Source organism: Rhodanobacter ginsengiterrae (genome assembly GCF_050026815.1).
Taxonomy (GTDB): Bacteria; Pseudomonadota; Gammaproteobacteria; order Xanthomonadales; family Rhodanobacteraceae; genus Rhodanobacter; species Rhodanobacter ginsengiterrae.
In genome coordinates this window covers 120,556-137,811 of sequence record NZ_JALBWO010000052.1, presented here as the reverse complement: position 1 = coordinate 137,811, position 17,256 = coordinate 120,556, and the positions used below count along the sequence as shown (strand labels likewise).

At 67.0% G+C, this 17,256-nt stretch carries 12 protein-coding genes; 4 read left to right on the top strand and 8 right to left on the bottom strand.

Annotated elements, in window-relative coordinates; genetic code table 11:
* Positions 1 to 3 precede the first annotated feature (3 nt).
* Together ACQGNJ_RS08285 and ACQGNJ_RS08280 are read right to left on the bottom strand one after the other, a co-directional pair.
* Entirely contained in the window at positions 4 to 1,821 is a 1,818-nt protein-coding gene (locus ACQGNJ_RS08285) for a DUF885 domain-containing protein (RefSeq protein WP_426688762.1), read from the bottom strand.
* 104 nt (positions 1,822 to 1,925) lie between these two features.
* Entirely contained in the window at positions 1,926 to 4,298 is a 2,373-nt protein-coding gene (locus ACQGNJ_RS08280; protein ID WP_426688761.1) for a putative bifunctional diguanylate cyclase/phosphodiesterase, read from the bottom strand.
* A gap of 947 nt (positions 4,299 to 5,245) precedes the next feature.
* Here ACQGNJ_RS08280 and ACQGNJ_RS08275 point away from each other — a divergent pair.
* Complete coding sequence (locus ACQGNJ_RS08275; RefSeq protein WP_426688760.1) at positions 5,246 to 6,214, top strand: helix-turn-helix domain-containing protein; 969 nt, start codon at positions 5,246 to 5,248, stop codon at positions 6,212 to 6,214.
* Between the two features lie 19 nt (positions 6,215 to 6,233).
* Here ACQGNJ_RS08275 and ACQGNJ_RS08270 read toward each other — a convergent pair whose 3' ends face one another.
* The 4 genes from ACQGNJ_RS08270 to ACQGNJ_RS08255 form a co-directional block, all read right to left on the bottom strand.
* On the bottom strand, positions 6,234 to 6,611 hold the full coding sequence (locus tag ACQGNJ_RS08270) for a response regulator (RefSeq protein ID WP_426688759.1): 378 nt from the start codon (positions 6,609 to 6,611) through the stop codon (positions 6,234 to 6,236).
* Positions 6,612 to 6,705: 94 nt separating this feature from the next.
* Positions 6,706 to 7,893, bottom strand: coding sequence for a cation:proton antiporter (locus tag ACQGNJ_RS08265; protein WP_426688758.1), 1,188 nt, complete (start codon positions 7,891 to 7,893; stop codon positions 6,706 to 6,708).
* A 75-nt stretch (positions 7,894 to 7,968) separates the two neighbouring features.
* Positions 7,969 to 9,360, bottom strand: a complete 1,392-nt coding sequence (gene nhaD, locus ACQGNJ_RS08260; protein ID WP_426688757.1) for a sodium:proton antiporter NhaD — start codon at positions 9,358 to 9,360, stop codon at positions 7,969 to 7,971.
* Positions 9,361 to 9,442: 82 nt separating this feature from the next.
* Complete coding sequence (locus ACQGNJ_RS08255) at positions 9,443 to 10,912, bottom strand: MFS transporter (protein ID WP_426688756.1); 1,470 nt, start codon at positions 10,910 to 10,912, stop codon at positions 9,443 to 9,445.
* 190 nt (positions 10,913 to 11,102) lie between these two features.
* On the opposite strand from ACQGNJ_RS08255, the gene rnk reads away from it, so the two are divergent.
* The 3 genes from rnk to epmA are packed head-to-tail and all read left to right on the top strand — an operon-like array spanning position 11,103 to position 14,912.
* Entirely contained in the window at positions 11,103 to 11,510 is a 408-nt protein-coding gene (gene rnk, locus ACQGNJ_RS08250) for a nucleoside diphosphate kinase regulator (protein WP_426688755.1), read from the top strand.
* Between the two features lie 55 nt (positions 11,511 to 11,565).
* Positions 11,566 to 13,956 (top strand): NAD-dependent DNA ligase LigA, encoded by a 2,391-nt coding sequence (ligA, locus tag ACQGNJ_RS08245; RefSeq protein ID WP_426688754.1) that lies wholly within the window; start codon positions 11,566 to 11,568, stop codon positions 13,954 to 13,956.
* A complete protein-coding gene (gene epmA, locus ACQGNJ_RS08240; RefSeq protein ID WP_426688753.1) occupies positions 13,956 to 14,912 on the top strand; it encodes an EF-P lysine aminoacylase EpmA in 957 nt (318 codons plus the stop codon). Before ligA ends, epmA begins: the two co-directional genes overlap by 1 nt.
* A gap of 67 nt (positions 14,913 to 14,979) precedes the next feature.
* Here epmA and ACQGNJ_RS08235 read toward each other — a convergent pair whose 3' ends face one another.
* Together ACQGNJ_RS08235 and ACQGNJ_RS08230 are read right to left on the bottom strand one after the other, a co-directional pair.
* Positions 14,980 to 16,233 (bottom strand): DUF4785 domain-containing protein, encoded by a 1,254-nt coding sequence (locus ACQGNJ_RS08235; RefSeq protein WP_426688752.1) that lies wholly within the window; start codon positions 16,231 to 16,233, stop codon positions 14,980 to 14,982.
* 5 nt (positions 16,234 to 16,238) lie between these two features.
* Positions 16,239 to 17,078, bottom strand: coding sequence for a hypothetical protein (locus ACQGNJ_RS08230; protein WP_426688850.1), 840 nt, complete (start codon positions 17,076 to 17,078; stop codon positions 16,239 to 16,241).
* Positions 17,079 to 17,256: the final 178 nt, after the last annotated feature.

Sequence of the window (17,256 nt, the reverse complement as noted above, 5' to 3'; positions counted from 1 at the left end):
GGATCAGTGCATGCCTGCGACGCTCGTCGGCGCGGCCGCCGGCCCGGCCGTCCACAATTTCGCCGCCACCGGCCCACCCAGCATCTGCTGCCGCACCAGCGGGATCGGCGGGCCACCGTAGCTGAGGAACTGGTCGTGGAACGCCTTGAGCGCGTCCGGCCCCGGATGGGCGGCCATCCAGTCCTGGCGCAGTTGCATGATCATCAGCTTGCCCATGGTGTAGTTGAGATAGGCCGGATCGTAGGTGCCGCGGGCGGCCTGCTGACGGGCGTTGCCCGGGTCCTGGAAGGCCTGCTCGCGGAACATCTGCTCGGACTGCGCAACGCTCATGCCGCCGGTGTGCAGACCGATCGCCGAGAGGTAGCGCACGTCGCGCAGCAGGGCGTTGGTGAGTTGGCCGACATGGATTTCCGGCGTGCCGCCATCGACGCCGGCGTCGAACATCATCTCCTCGGCGTAATGCGCCCAGCCTTCGGCGAAGGCGTAGCCGACGAACAACTGGCCGAACTTCCAGTCGGCGCGGTTGGCGTGCAGGAACTGCAGGAAATGGCCGGGCCACACTTCGTGGGCGGAGACGAACAGCAGCGCTGCCTTGCCCGGCACGTAGGCGGCCTGGTCAGCCTTGCTCCAGCTCGGATCCGGCGGGGCGATGTAGTACACCGACGGCAGGTTCTTCTCGTACGGCCCGGGAATTTCGATATAGGCGAAGTTCCAGCGGTTGAACGGCGGTGCTTCCTCGGCCTTGGCCTGTTCGGTGCCGGGAATGGTCGCCAGGTTCCTGTCGACGATGAACTGGCGCAGGCTGGCGAGCTGGGCGCGGGCGCCTTCCACCGCACCGCCGACGGGCTTGTCGGCGCTCTCCCTGGCCACGCAGTCCTTGAGCGACTTGCCGGGGGCGAACTGGTCGCAGGCGGCTTTCAGCGCGGCAAGATTGCGCTGCAGATCCGACTCGCCGATCGCCTTGAGCTGGTCCAGCGGCAGGTCGACGCGCTCGGTGGCGAACAGCATCCTGGAGAACTTTTCCGCGCCCAGCGCGAAGTCCTGGGTGGCCTGCGGCTTCTGCGCCTTGAGCCAGTCGGCCAGCTCCTGCGCAGCCTTGATCGCGGCGGCATTGCTGGCCTTGAAGCGCGCCTGCAGCGCGTCGTCCTTCACCTCGGCGAAGATGCCGGGCACGTCGGTCTTGAAGAAGCTGGCGAAGCCGGCGAACGAGTTGACGCCCACGTCGATGTAGGAAGCCGGCAGCGGCAGTTTCAGGTTGGCCTTGATCTGCGCCAGCGCCTTCGGCAGCGCCTCCTGATAGGTGACGAAGGCCGCCATGCGCTGGGCCAGCGGCGCGTACGGCCGGGTCAGGTACATGCTCGGCGACAGGTCGCCGGTGTAGAAGGTGGGGTTGCTGTAGGGCGCGCCGGAGTCCTCCAGCCAGAACAGCTGGCCGTCGATCACCGCCAGCACGTAGTCGCGCTGGAAGCGGCCCTGTGCATCGAGCTGGTCGTCGGCGAACGCCGCGAAACCGTTGCGTTGCGCGTGCAGCCAGTCGGCGCTGGCCTTCAGCCCTGCGGCGCTGTAGTCGGGCAGCTGGCCATCGAACGCGTGCTTGCCGGCGTTGGCTGCAAACACCGGGTAATGCTGGAAGTAGCCGCCGAGAAAGGCATCGACGCTGGACGCCAGCGCGGCATCCCGGTTGGCGCTTGCGGCATGGACGCTCGACGCGGCAGTGGCCGGCGCGGCAGCCGGTGGTGCGGCCTGATCCGCTGCGGAACAGCCGGCGAGCAGGGTGGCGGCAATGACGGCAGACAGCGTGAGTACGCGCAACGGATGCATGATCGACTTCCCCGGTGTGATCGCCAGCGCCGAGTCTGGCCGCTCCGTTGGGCAGACGCAATCGGTCGCCGTGACGACATCGACGCACTCGCGGACGACGCTGGCTAGGTGGCGATCATCGCCCCGGCCGGCACCACCGTGCCGCTCAGCGCGCAGTCCGGTCGACCCAGCAGGTAACCCTGGCCCAACGGGCAGCCCATCGCGGCCAAGGCATGGCGCTGTTCGACGGTCTCGATGCCTTCGGCGATCACCTGGATGTCCATCGAGCGCGCCAGCGCGATGACCGCCGCGATGATGTTGGCGCTGCCGCTGGTGGCCGGTTTGCCCAGTCCGTCCACGAAGACGCGGTCGACCTTCAGCATGCGCAGCGGCAGGCACTGCAGGTAGTGCAGCGAGGAGTATCCGGTACCGAAATCGTCCAGTGCCGCGCTTACCCCCGCTGCGCGCAGCCGCACCAGCATGGTGTGCACCTGATCGGGGTTTTCCAGCAGGGCTTCCTCGGTGACCTCCGCGACGACCCGCGACGCCGGCAGCTTCACGCTGGCCAGCAGTTCGAGCAGGCGCCGGTCGAAGTCCGGCGTGCCCAGATGCGCGGCCGATACATTGAAAGTGAGGAAAGTATCGGCCGGTCCGTGCTGCGCAAAGCTGCGAAAGCTGTGTTCGAACAGTTGCCAGTCGATCGCCTCGATCAGCCGGCAGTTCCGCGCCTGCTTGAGGAAATCCGCCGGTTCCAGCACGCCGTGGCCAGGCCGGGGCCAGCGGATCAGCGCCTCGTAGCCGGCAATGGTGTTGTCGTGCAGGCGGCGGATCGGCTGGAAATACGGTTTGAAGGCGTGTTCGCGCAAAGCCTCGCGCAGGTCGGTTTCCAGCGCCAGCCGTTCGACGACCTCGTCGGCCATCGCCGGTTCGAACAGCGCGATGCGCGGGAAGTCGACGGAGGCTGCGCGGTGCAGCGCGATGTCGGCGTTGCGCAGGACCTGCTCGAGCGTGCAGTAACGGGCATCGCACACGAGCAGACCGATGCGGGCGGAGACGTGAAATTCGCGGCCGCTCAGGCAGATCGGCTGGCCAATCCGGTCGATGATGCGCCGGGCCATGCGCATGGCCTGGCGTGCGCCGGCCACCTGCTCGATCAGCACGGCAAACTCGTCGCCGGCCAGTCGCGCGACCAGGCCCGGTCGGTTGCCCAGGCATTCGGACAGGCGCGCCGCGACCTGCTGCAATACCTGGTCGCCGGTGAAGTGGCCAAGCCCATCATTGATGCCGGCGAAGCGATCCAGGTTCAGCTGCAGCAGCGCGACGGGTCCGGACGGGCCGCCTTGCTGCATGCCGAGCAGGCGCTCGATGTGTTCGTGCAGGCAGCGCGGATTGGCCAGGCCGGTCAGCGCGTCGTGGGTCTGCTCGTGGGCAAGTTGCTGTTGCACCCGCGCGCGCTCGCCGACCTCCTTGTGCAGGGCACGACTGCGCTGGGCGACGCGGTCCTGCAAGACACGATTGGCCTCGACCAGCGCCATTGCGCGCAACTGCTCTTCGCGCTCGACATCGGCATCACGGTGCCGCTCGATCACACAGCGTATATGGGTGGCGACGAATTCCAGCAGCACCAGGTCCTCGTTCGAGTAGCCGTGGTCGGGCTGCCTGCTGCGCACCACCACGGCGCCGTGGATTTCGCCCTGGTACAACATCGGCACGCCCATCCACTGCGTGTCGTCGAGCTCCACCACCAGCGGCCCGGAGACCTGCTTGCCCAGTTGCGCCGGCGTGCCCAGCAGCGCCTTGCCCTCGCCGAGCAGGTACCACAGCGGCGAGCCGCTGATCGAGGCCAGCGACACGTCATTGCCGGAGGCCGCCAGTGGCGGCAGGCTGCGCGGATCGGAGGCATAGACGAAACGCAGCAGCTCGCGCTGCGGATCGTGGCTCACCACGCAGAAGTTGTCGGCAGGAAGCAGGCCGCGCATGACCGCGTGGATCTCGCGCAGGATGGCGCGGATGTCGCGACCGCAGCCAGCCAGGTCGGCGATGCTGAACAGCGCACGATGCAGCCGCTCGGAATACTCCAGCGGCGGTGGCGCACGGTGTTGCTCGATCCAGCCCAGCAGGATGCCCAGCCGACGTCCGGCCAGTTGCAGCAAGGGTTGCAGTTCGGCAATCAGCGCCGTGGCGTCGCAGCCGTTGTGCAAGGTGAGCAGCAGCAAGATCGGCCGCGGTCGCTCGCACAGGCGAAAGGCGACCGCGCCAATCGCTGGCACGCGTTGCGGAATACCCGACGCTGCCACCCCGCGCAACCAGCCTTCGGGCGAGTTGCGACCGGGCTTGATGCCGGCGCCAAGTTCCCACAGCACACGGGCGCTGGCACATTCGGCGTAGGCTTCGGCCAGTTCGACGATCATGGCGGCGATTTCCGCCGGCCGCGTGGCGGTGTCCAGCTGAGCCAGCCAGTGCGCCTGGGGCGATTCATTTGCCAGAGTGCAGTTCATCGGACGTTCCATGGTCTGAGAAACACGCTTGAGCTCGATGGCAGCCGCCACGGCGGGAGTGTCGCCACCGGCGTCAAGCCTTTCCGTGTCACGGTGCATGGCGCTGCCTCCCGTCGACATCGGTTGGTGCCGCACGCATGCTCCGGCATGCGTCATTTCATCTCGCACTGTCATCCACGTCGCTGGCAGGGTCAGAAACTGCTCAGCTGCGACAGTTGTCAGGGAAGCCCCCGGCAAGCGGCCCGGCCGGCGCGCGTCGCCTGCGACAGGTCATCGGTGAGGTGCAGCGCGCACGGGCGGGGCGTCGACGTGCATGCATCGTGTTCCATGTCCGTTCCCTCGGATGGCTGTCGCGGTTTCGTCTGGACGCCCGAAATCAGCGCATCCTGCGTGGGCGTGACGCGAGCCGCTTGCCGATACGGGGCGTCGCGTTAACGTTGGCGAAAGCGGCATGACCTGTCGCCTGTTGAACGATATGTCGGCACGTCGTTGCGATTTCCGCATCGATGCGTCGCCCGGCCGGATGGACAGAGTCGATGCGGGGGCGCACCGCATCCGGCCGGGGACGCAGACTTCGCGACCAGGTTCAGCTCCGGCGTTCCAGCCGGCCCTGCGTCACAAGATCGGATTTCCACATCGGATTCCTGCCACTGCATTCTAGGCGGGCCGATACAGCCGCATGCGACGTTTCATTTGCCGACTCGCGACGTTTCGTCTCCACCTTGCGTCTTTTCGTGTCGAGCTACTGGACAGGTTCCGGCAGCGATGGCATCCATGGCGAAGCGCGGAAACGGGTCTTCGCACGAAGCTGGTTCCGCATGATGGATGCAGTCGTCGCCGGCACGCGCCATCGACGTGTCACCGCGCGCAGGTGAAACGCGGTGGCATGGTATGTGCGTGGCTGCCAAACCTCCCCCGGGGAGGAACTCGATCTCAGGAGGAGTTCGATGGATACGCCCGTTCCAGTGAAGGGCCGGCAGGCCGCACTGCCGTGCAGGACCTTCAGCACTGCCTTGGTCGAGCCGCTGTTGCGCTCGCGGGCCTATGCGCGCTGGATCAGTGCCTTGGCCGAGGTCCTGCCGGAGGATGACGCGCCGATGGACGCGTCGATCATCGTGTTCGAGCTGGGGCCGCTGCGGGTGGCGCGGTCAAGCGCAAGCCCGGCGAGGTACCGGCGGGATGCCGCCCTGATCGCCCGCAGTCCGCTGAGTGATTGCGTCCTGCTGCGGCTGCTGCTGAGCGGCTCGGCACGGGGCAATTTCGGCAAGCGCGGCACGGTCGAGTTGCGCGTGGGCGACATCTACCTGAACGATCTGGCGCAGCCGGTCGAACTGTGGGAAGCGAACTGCGCACACGTCAATCTGCTGCTCGGGCACAAGGCGATCGACCAGATGCATCCGCCGCTGCACGGCAGGGTGCTGCGCAAGGACCACCTGCCGTGCCGGATGCTGACCCAGCACCTGCTGCATCTGCTGCTGACGCTGCCCGACATCGAGCCCGGCCACGCCGGCACCGCAGCCAGCGCCACGCTGGCGGTGGTGCGCGGCTGCCTGCGTGCCGAAACCCGCCAGCGCGATCGTCCGCCATGGGCCGAGACGCTGCACGTGCGCATTCGCGAACATATCGACGCCCAACTGGGCGACCACGAGCTTGGCGCTGCCGTGCTGCAGCGACGGTTCCACGTGTCGCGTGCGCAGTTGTATCGGATGTTTGCCGACAGTGGGGGCGTGCAGCACTACATTCGCGAGCGCCGGGTGGAAGCCGTGCACCGGGATCTTCGCGAACAACCGGACAGGAACATCTCCGATCTCGCCTTTCGCCACGGCTTTTCCAGCGAGCGGCAATTCCAGCGCGCGTTTCGCGCACGCTACGGCCGGACCGCGAGTGAAGTACGTGAACGCCAGGAATCCTTCTGAGCCCACGCGCTCGTGCGGTTCAGCGCCGCTTGACCTTGCCCAGTGCCAGTTGAATCGCCGCCAGCAACTCGGTTGCGCCGAAGGGCTTGCGCAGGAAGACGCCGCGATCGGGGATATCGTGGACGTGGACTTCGGTGTCGGCCGTGATCACCACGATGGCCACTTCGTCATTGCGCTTGATCGCCTCGTGGCAGATGTCGATGCCGGAGACCGTACCGGCAAGAATCACGTCGGCGACAAGCACGTCGACATGCGCCTGCCGCAGGTGGCTCATGGCGCCGGATACACCTATCGCACGAATGCTTTGCAGACCATCGGCCGCCGACAGCAGCAGGTCGATGGATTCCAGCACCAGGTTGTCGTCATCGACAATGAGGACGGTCTTCTTCGTATCCATGCGGTGCTCCCCAGAGCGCTGATCAACCTTGCCCAGCATAGGCCGACTGCGGCATCCGTGTGTGTACGTTATTGGCAGATCGATGCCCGGTCGGTCATTCGGCGAGTTCGCCGTTGTCGCCGCGCTTGAGCAACCACGCCAGCACCGGCGGCGTGACCATGGCGGTGAGCAGGGACATCGCCACGATGATGGCGTAGATCCGGTCGCTGAACACGCCGGCCGCCAGGCCGAGGCTGGCGATCACCACCCCCACCTCGCCGCGCGGCACCATGCCGAAACCGATGATGGTGGCACTGCGCCGGCCCAGCGACAGCGAGCCGAGGAAACCGCCAAGCAGCTTGGACGCGATCGCGATCGCGGTGACCACCAGCAGCATCACCAGCGCATCGACGCTGGCCAGTTCGGCCAGGTTGACCTTGGCGCCGGTCACCACGAAGAAGAACGGGGTAAGGAAAGAGAGCAGGGGCAGGGTCTGGTGCTCCAGGTCCTCGCGCTGACGGGTTTCCGAGGCGATCATGCCGGCAAGGAAGGCACCAATGATCGCCGCCAGCCCGAAGCGGGTGGACAGCCACGCCAGCCCCAGGCAGATCGCCAGCACCACGGTGAGCGCCGAATGCGGGCTGATCGGCGCCTCCAGCCAGCTCGAGCGATGACGCATCACCTTCGAGCCGCCCCAGCCGATGATCGCCACGAAGCCGATCGCGCCGGCCATGGTCAGCAGCAGCGATTGCAGGTCCAGCGAGCCGCCGCCCTGCAGCGAGGACACCACGCCGAGCAGCAACATGGCGAGGATGTCGTCGATCACCGCCGCGCCCAGGATCACGCGGCTTTCAATGCGTTGCAGTACGCCCAGTTCCTGCAGCACCCGCGCGGTGATGCCGGCCGAGGTGGCGACGAAAGCCGCTGCGACGAACATCGACTTGATCCACTCGAAGCCTTCGCCATGCGCCCACAGCGCACCGGCGGCAAAGGGAAGGATGACGCCGAGCACGCCGACCAGCAGGGCGCTCTTGCCGACTTTCTTGAGGTCGTCCAGCCGGGTTTCCAGGCCCACCGAAAACAGCAGGAACACCACGCCGATCTCGGCCAGTACATCCAGCGGCGTGCCGGGCAGGATCTGTTCCGGGGTCAGCCAGCCCAGCAACGACGGACCGACCACGCAACCGGCGGCGATCTCGCCGACCACGCCGGGCAGTTTCAGGCGCTGGGCAATCTCGGCACCGATCTGCGCGGCGACGAAGATGATGAACAGGGTAAGCAGGATGTCGGCGGCGTGATGCATGAGTCGTCGTTCCGTCAGGCAGGAGCCGATGTTACAGGGCCGCTGCCGACGGCGCTTCCCGCCGCTGGGAACCGCTCAACCGAATACGGATCTGGCCAGCCACAAATGCATGGCGATGCTGGCCACGTAGCCCAGCGCGATCGCCCAGCTCCAGCGCAGGTGACTGATGAAGGTGTACTGGCCGCGTGCCGCGCCCATCAGCGCGACACCGGCCGCCGAACCGACTGACAGCAGACTGCCGCCCACGCCGGCGGTCAGCGTGATCAGCAGCCACTGCGAGTTGTCCATCGGCGGATTCATCTTGATCACCGCGAACATGATCGGGATGTTGTCGACCACCGACGAGAGCACGCCCATCGCGGCGTTCGCGGTGGTTGGGCCAAGATTGCCGTACAGCTGGGTCGAGGCCAGTTCCAGATAGCCCAGTGCCGCCAGCCCGCCGACGCAGGCGAATACCCCGTAGAAGAACAGCAAGGTGTCCCACTCGGCGTTGGCGATGATGCGGAAGATCGAGTAGCCCTGTTCTTCCGCACCATGCGCCAGCGCGTAGTGGCGCTGGCGATAGTCGATGCGGCTGGCGACCAGGTTGAGCAGGGCCAGCCCGGTCAGCATGCCGTAGGCGGCGGGCATGTCCAGCCACTGCCGCCCGATCACCGTGATGGCGATGGTCAGCGCAAAAGTCAGGCAGATGCTGATGCCGCCGTGCTTGATCCGGCTGTGGCTGTCGGTGCAGGTCGGCCGACCCCTTGGCAGCGCGAAGGACATGATCAGCGCAGGCACCAGCCAGTTGACCACCGCTGGAAAGAACAGTTGGAAGAAGTCGAAGAACTGCGCCTTGTTCGCCTGCCACACCATCAGCGTGGTGATGTCGCCGAAGGCGCTCCACGCGCCGCCGGCATTGGCTGCCACCACCAGGTTGATCATTGCCAGGGTGATGAAGCGCGCGTTGCCGGCGCCTACCGCCAGGATCACGGCGGACATCACCAGCGCGGTGGTCAGGTTGTCCAGCACCGGCGACAGCAGGAAGGCGAGCAGGCCGGTGATCCAGAACAGACTGCGATAGCTGAAGCCGTAGCGGATCAGTTGCGAGCGCAACGCCTCGAACACGCCGCGCTCGCCCATCGCGGTGACGTAGGTCATTGCCACCACGAGGAAGAAGAAGATCTCCGAGTATTCGAGGAACATCGCCTCGAAGGCTTCGCGCGTGAGGTTCGCATCGTGGCCGGTGCCGCCGGTTTGCCAGGCGATCATGCCCCAGATCAGCGCCGCGGCCAGCATCACCGGCTTGGATTTGGCGATGTGGATGCGCTCTTCGAGGATCACCCCCACGTAGGCCAGCACGAACAGCGCCAGCGCCACCCAGCCGATCGGATGAGTGACCAGGTGGAAATTGACTTCGGCGCCTGTTTCGGCGGCCATCAGCGGCGTGCTGGCGAGCAACAGGGCCAGGGCGGCAAACCTTCGCATGAGATTCCTTGGCAGCAGAGTGCAACGTCGATCAGCACCAAGCGTAACAGTCGTCGGCAGCGGTCGGCACGCCGTTTCGTGCTCACACCTGAGACCGGGCGAGGTCGGCACGGCGGTCCGGCCGCAGGCGGGAAAAGACGCGGCTGGCTCCCGCGGTGACCAAGGCCAGCAGCAGCACGGTCCAGCGGAAAGCCGCCACGTAGTCGTCGCCGGCATGACCGTCGAGCATGTACTCCATCAACAGCGTGGCCAGCGCGATGCCGAAGCTCATGGCCAGATACTGCACGGTCGACGCCATGGAGGACGCCATCGACGCATGCTCGATGTCGAGGTCGGTATAGATCAACGTGTTCATCGCGGTGTATTGCAGACCAGTGAACGCACCGTAGGCGAAAGTCAGCAACGCGATCAGCCACACCGGCGTGGTCGGCCCAAGCAGCGCGAACGTCGCCAGCAAGACAGCCACGATCAGCGTGTTGCCCAGCAGCAGGCGGCGGTAGCCGTAATGCACCAGCGCGCGATTGATCACCCACTTCGCGGTGATCGAACCCAGTGCCTGCGGCACCATCATCAACCCTGCCGCCAGCGGCGACCAGCCGCAGCCGACCTGCAGGAACAGCACCAGCAACAGGAACATGCCCGAAATGCCCAGTCGGGTGAACAGGCCACCGGCCAGCGCCACCGACACGCTGCGCACGCGCAGCAGCGCGAGGTTGGCCACCGGATGCTCGGTGCGCCGGCTGTGCCACAGGTAGATCGCTCCCAGCAGCAGGGCGGTGACTCCGCACAGTCCGATGCGCGCCCACGGCACCGGCGTCGCACCGGCCAGTTCCGAAGCAGTCAGCAGCAAGGCAGAAGCCGCGCCGAACAGCAGGAAGCCGAGCAGGTCGAAGCGGTTGGCGTGAACGAGACGGTATTCCGGCATGTCGCGCTTGTTCATCCATACGCCGGCGATCGCCACTGGCACGTTGATCAGGAAGATCAGCCGCCACGAAGCGAGCTCGACGATCGCGCCACCGAGCAACGGTCCGAGCACCGAACCGAGCAAGCCGAACGTGGCCACCGTGCTCATGGCCCGCACGAACTCGCGCTTGTCGATGCTGCGCACCAGCACGTAACGCCCCACCGGCATCAGCGAGGCGCCACCGATGCCTTGCAGCACGCGCGCGGCGACCAACTGCGGCAGGCTCTGCGCGATGCCGCACAACAGCGAGCCGACGCCGAACACCACGATCGCCGCGCCGAACACCCGGCGCGTGCCAAAGCGGTCGCACAACCAGGGACTGGCAGGAATCAGGATGGCCAGGGTCAGTACATAGCTGGTCAGCGCCGTGCGCATGCCCAGTGGCGTCACCGCCAGCGCCTCGGCCATCGCCGGAACCGCGGTGTTGACCACGGTGGAGTCCAGCGCCTGCATGAAGAATGCGGCAGCGACCAGCCACAACAGCCCGCGGAAGCGTTGGCGCGTGGAGATTTCGACCGAATCGACCGCTTCCGGCGCGACAGTGCTGGCAGGCGGCGGTTGGACTTCGGGGGGCGCTGGGTTTGGCACGGCCATTACCCGCTATGATAGCCGGCGTAACGGCTTGATTTCCGTTGGCAGTCGCGGCAGACGGGACCTTGTTTCATCTGCCGGTCATACCCACACCGGTATCACGGCCTACATCAACCACACGCGCCGGGGCGGCTTCGTTCCGGCGTGTGCTTTTGCGCGGCAGGAGCCGCGAGCACCAGGAATAGCCATGAGCAAGCCACCGATCACTGTTTCCCGCATCGACATGGAGCGCATCGAGGCGCTGCTGGAGCGTCTGCCTGCCGCTGAAACCGGCAAGCTGGATGCGCTGCGCGCCGAGCTGGATCGTGCCGACGTGGTCGAGCCGGCGGCGATGCCGGAGCACGTCGTGACGATGAACTCGACGGTGACGTTCGAGGACGAGAGCAACGGCGAAAAGCTGACCCTGACCCTGGTTTATCCGGCGGCCGCCGGTACCGCCGGCACCGTGTCGATCCTGGCTCCGGTGGGCAGCGCACTGCTCGGGCTGGCGCGTGGCCAGCAGATCGACTGGCCGACGCCGGATGGCCGCAAGCGGCGCCTGAAGGTGCTGGAGATCAGCTACCAGCCTGAAGCGGCCGGCCACTTCCACCGCTGATCTCGCGGGCTGCGCCGGTGCCGCTAAAATGCGGGTTGATCCGAAGGAGGCCCGCATGACCGAACGCACCGCACCGGCCGAGACCGTCGCCCGCGCCGCCACGCTGCGGGCGCAGATCGAGCAGGCCAACTACCGCTACCACGTACTCGACGACGCCGAGATCACCGACGCCGAGTACGACCGGCAGATGCGCGAGCTGGAAGCGCTGGAGGCCGAATATCCCGCGCTGGCTTCCGTCGATTCGCCGACCCGCAAGGTCGGCGCGCGCGCCAGCGGCGGCTTTGCCGAAGTACGCCATGCGATGCCGATGCTGTCGCTTGGCAACGCCTTCGAGCAGGACGGCGAGGGCGATCGCGAGCGTTTTCGCGAAGTCGCCGAGTTTGAGCGACGCATCGAGCAGACCACGAAACGGAGCGAGCCGGTTTTCTCGGTCGAGCCGAAACTCGATGGCCTGGCGATCAGCCTGCGCTATGAGCACGGCGTGTTCGTGCAGGGTGCCACCCGCGGCGACGGCGAGACCGGCGAGGATGTCACCGCCAACCTGCGCACCGTGCGCGCGATCCCGCTGAAGCTGCGCGGCACGGGCTGGCCCGAGGTGCTGGAGGTGCGCGGCGAAGTGATCATGCTGCGCAAGGACTTCGAGGCGTTCAACGACTACGCCCGCAAGCACGACGAAAAGCCGCTGGCCAACCCGCGCAACGGCGCCGCCGGTTCGCTGCGCCAGCTGGATCCGGCGATCACCGCCAAACGCCGGCTGAGTTTCTTCGCCTACGCGATCGGCGTGTTCGAAGGTGGCGACTTGCCACCGACCCATTCGGCCACCTTGCAGCAACTGCGCGAGTGGGGCTTTCCGGTATCGCCGGAAGTGGACACGGCGCAGGGTTTCGATGGGCTGATCGCCTACTTTCGCCGCATCGGCGCGAAACGCGACGGTCTGCCGTACGACATCGACGGCGTCGTCTACAAGCTGGACGACTATGCCGGCCAGCGCGAGATGGGCTTCGTCTCCCGCGCACCGCGCTGGGCGATCGCGCACAAATTCCCGGCGCAGGAACAGACCACCCGCTTGCTCGACATCGAGGTGCAGATCGGTCGCACCGGTGCCGCCACCCCGCGCGCGCGGATGGAGCCGGTGCAGGTGGGCGGCGTCACCGTGACCTACGCCACCCTGCACAACGCCGACCAGGTCGCGCGGCTGGATGTGCGGGTGGGCGACACGGTGATTGTGCGCCGCGCTGGCGACGTGATTCCGGAAGTGGTGCGGGTGGTCGAGGATCAGCGTCCCGCGGGCACCGTGCCGTGGACGATGCCGGCGCGCTGTCCGATCTGCGATTCCGCGCTGATCCGCGAAGAGGGCGCCGCGGCCTGGCGTTGCTCCGGCGGACTGATCTGCGCGGCGCAGCGGAAGGAGGCGCTGATCCATTTCGCCTCGCGTCGCGCGATGGATATCGAGGGCCTGGGCGAACGCTTCGCCGAGGCGCTGGTCGAGTTCGACCGGGTGAAGACGCCGGCCGATCTCTACCGCCTCGGCGTCGACGATTTCGTCGACATGAAACAACGCGCCGACGAGCGCGACGGGACGACACCGGAGACGGTCAAGGCCGGCAAGGTGGCGACCAAGTGGGCGGAGAATCTGGTCGCCGGCATCGAAGCCAGCAAGCACACCACGCTGGCGCGCTTCCTGTTCGCGCTGGGCATCATGCACATCGGTGAAAGCACGGCGAAGACTTTGGCCGCCTGGCTCGGCCGGCTGGACTTCGTGCGCCGCACGCCGGCCTCCGTCTTGCGCGTGTTGCCGGATGTCGGTGCGGAAGTCGCCACCTCGATCGCCGGCTTCTTCGCGCAGGCAGGCAATCAGCAGGTCGTCGATGATCTGCTGGCCGAGGGCATCGTGTTCAGCGACGAGGCGGCGCCATCGCCGTTGCTGCGCGAGCGACTGAATCTCGGCGTGCTGCTGGACATGGCGAAGATCAGCAAGCTTGGTCCCAAGAGCAGCGCGCTGCTGGCGCAGCACTTTCCCACGCTGCAGACATTGCAGGCGGGTGGGGCGGCGCACTGGATTACCGCCGGTGTGCCGCAAGCGGCGGCGACGGGGCTGGAGCTGTTCCTCGCCGACCCGGCGGCGCGCGCGGAGTTGCATGAGGCCGAGGCGGCGATGCAGCGCCTGCTTGAGGCGATTCCCGCATCCGCCGAGCTGAGCCGTGCTCCACTGGCCGGGCAGACCTTCGTGCTTACCGGCACGCTGGTCTCGCTCAGTCGCGAGCAGGCGAAGGAGCGGCTCGAAGCGCTGGGCGCCAAGGTGTCCGGCTCGGTGTCCAGGAAGACCAGCGTGGTGGTCGCCGGCAGCGAGGCCGGTTCCAAGCTGGACAAGGCGCAGGAGCTAGGCGTGCCGGTTTGGGACGAAGCGCAACTGCTGGCGCTGCTGAGCGAACACGAGGGCGCTTGATGGGCATGGAACGACATGCCGCACTGCACCTGCGCGCCCGGCTGTACGCGCTGCTGCGCGCGTTTTTCGCCGAGCGCCAGGTGCTGGAAGTGGAGACGCCGATCCTCTCGGCCGCCGGCAATACCGAGCCGAACATCGAAAGCTTCAGTACTACTTTCAGCGGCCACGTCGACGCCGGTGCGCGCGAGCGCTGGCTGCGCACCTCGCCCGAGTATCCGCTGAAGCGTCTGCTCGCCGCGGGCATCGGCGATTGCTACGAACTGGGTCGGGTGTTCCGCAACGGCGAGGCGGGAGGCCGGCACAATCCGGAATTCACCATGCTGGAATGGTATCGGGTCGGCTGGGACCACCGCCGCCTGATGCAGGAAACCATCGCGCTGGTCGAGGCCGCGCTGGCGATGGCGGGACGTCGCGCCGAGGTGGTGGTGACCAGCTATCGCCAGCTGTTTCTGGACGGCCTGGGCATCGATCCGCTGCACGCGTCGGTCGATGTCCTGCGCGCGCCGCTGGTCGAGTTCGGCATCGGTCCGGACGGGCTGGTAAATGATGACTGGCTGGATCTGCTGATCACCCACAAGCTGCAACCGGCGTTTCCGCGCGAGCGCATCACGGTGATCCACGACTACCCGGCCAGCCAGTGCGCACTGGCGAAGATCCGCCCGGGCGAACCGCCGCTGGCCGAGCGCTTCGAGCTGTACCTGGGCCGCTACGAGCTGGCCAACGGCTACCACGAGTTGAACGATGCTAGCGAGCAGCGCGCGCGCTTCGAATGCGACAATGCGCGTCGCCGCAGCCGCGGCCTGCGGGAGATTCCGCTGGATGAGCGCCTGCTTGGCGTGCTCGACGCGATGCCCGATTGCGCCGGCGTGGCGCTGGGCGTGGAACGCCTGCTGATGTGCCTGGCCGACACCGACGCGATCGCCGAGGTGCTGCCATTTCCGTTTGCCGAGGCCTGAGGCGTCGACCGCTGCCGATACCGACAACCCCGTCATCGGACGGGGTTGTCGCTTTTTGCCGATGTCCTTACGGCTGGCTGAAGCGCATCGCCACGCCGCGGCGTTCGAGCAGTCCGATGGCTGGCTGATCCTGCAGGCGCAAGTCGTGCAGTTCGTACGGCGCGCCGATGCCCTGCAGGCTGTTCGGGTCGTAGTGCAGGTTCAGTTGACCGTCACCGGCGGGTAGCCAGTTGGCTGACTGCGCAAACGCGGCGGGTACCATCAGCCCGTCGGCGCCGCGTCCGTACAGCACGGCGGAGACGGCATAGCGACTGGCCGCCCTGGCGGTCACCCCGAGCGTGATGTCGATGCCGCGATCGGTGGCGCGCGCCGTGCTGGCCAGACCGCTGAGCCGCGCATCGGGCAGGGCCGCGGCAAACACCGTGGTGGTGTCGCGACGGATCTCGTTCCCCGCCCGGTCGATGCCGACGGTGAAGCTGTGCACTTCCCACAGACCCGGCGTGGTCGGGATGTTGCCTGGGCGGGCATCCACCGTGAAGCTGCCATCGGCCTGGCGACGGAAGCTGAGCGGCGTGCTGCTGCCATCGGGTGCGCGCAGCAGGCCGCCCACCGAGGTCAGCGGCATCGCGCGGTCGGCGTCTTGCAGCACCACCCGCACCTGCACCGCCTGTCCGAGCAGCATGTCGCCACGGTCGCCCTTCGCGGTGACCGTGAACGGGCTCTGCGGCTCGAACACGTGGACCACGTAGCGGCCGCGGGCCGAAGCGACCTGCAAGGTGGCGACACCGGTGCCCAGCTCGGGCTTGAGCCGCATCACCATCGAGGCGGCCGGCACGTCCATGCCGGCGGCATGCAGTTCGGCGGTGTCGGCGACCTGGCTGCTGGCCGCCGTGGCGGTCAACGACTGCCGGCCCAGCTGCAAGCGCACGCCGGCCGGATCCAGCTTGCCGATGGTCGGGTCACCGGGGCTCAGCCGGATGATCGCGCCCGGTGCGGTCAACGGCAGTTTCAGTCCTTGCTGCAGTTCGCTGGCCGACACATCGCGCCAGTATTCGCGACTGCTGGGCGAGAACGGTTGCGGCACGGCCTGCAGTGCGGCGTCATGCGCCAGCGGCCAGCTCACGCTGATCGGTCGACGTTCGACATGGGGGTGCGCGACGGCGGCGGTCGCCGCCGTCAGGCGCGTGCCTGCGCTGCGCGCCTGCAAGGCCAGCGGAACCATGTCATCGGCTTGTGCCGGCAACAGCACGTGGCTGCCGGCCATCGCCGGTGCGGCGACGAGGATGGCCAGCAGCGCGCTTGCGAGTATCCCTTTCTTCATGGCGATCATCCCCTGATGTCGTTGGCGAGAATGGCGGGCAGGCCGAAGCACGCGCGCCGGCTCTGGTTGTGGTTGAGCACCGAACCACCGGTTCGCTGCGTGTCGCGGAACCACACCGAGCCGGCGGCCGAGGCACTGGAGCATTCGATGAAGCCGTCCGAACAACTGCTCAGCCAGTTCTGGGTGATCTCCAGGCCCACGCTCTGCGTGTAGCCGCCGCAGTAGGCCTGGCTGCTGAACAGACCGGACACCACATCGGTACCGACCACATCGCGGAAGGCCACCGGCAGCGCCGGGCGACCGGCGGTGCCGAGCAGGTATTGCTGGTTGTAGGTGGCCATCCAGCCGGTCTGCTGCTGGCGCACCGCGTCGGTCTTGTAGCCGAGCAGCCAGCCCAGCGCCGACTCGAACACGTTGCCGGCCATCACCGCGTTGGCCAGCGGGGTGCCGGCGCTGGAGGGCGCGATCGCGTCGACCTTGACGATGCGACTGATGATCGCCGGGTAGCGCGCATCCCAGGTCGGATTGGACAGGATCCAGCGCATGACGTTGCCGCCGTTGGAATGGGTGATCACCACCAGCCGGTCGATGTGGCGGTTCTGGATGAAGCTGGTCAGCTGGCCGGCCAGGCAGCCGGCGGCGCGGTCGTCCCACATGTACTGGTTGAAGTCGCAATTGACGACCAGCAGGTTGTTGCGGTCGGTCAGGCCGTTGCGCACGCCTTCGACCATGTCCGCCTGCCAGTAATCGTTGTACGCATTGGTCTGGTTGCCGGTGCCGTGGACCAGGGCCACCCCGGTGGTGGCTGCCTGCGCCGTGGCGCAGGAAAGGGCCAGTGACAACATCAAGGTTGTACGTCGCACGTCGTTCTCTCCCCAATGAAGGCGGCGGAATGCCGCGGGTAGAGTCGACCGGATTGCAGCCACGGGAACGCCAAACCCCCCGTGGTGCAGGCAGGTCGACTACGGGTGATGCCTGGAACGTGTCGCGAAGGTCCCCCCAGACCGTGCGCAACGGTATGGA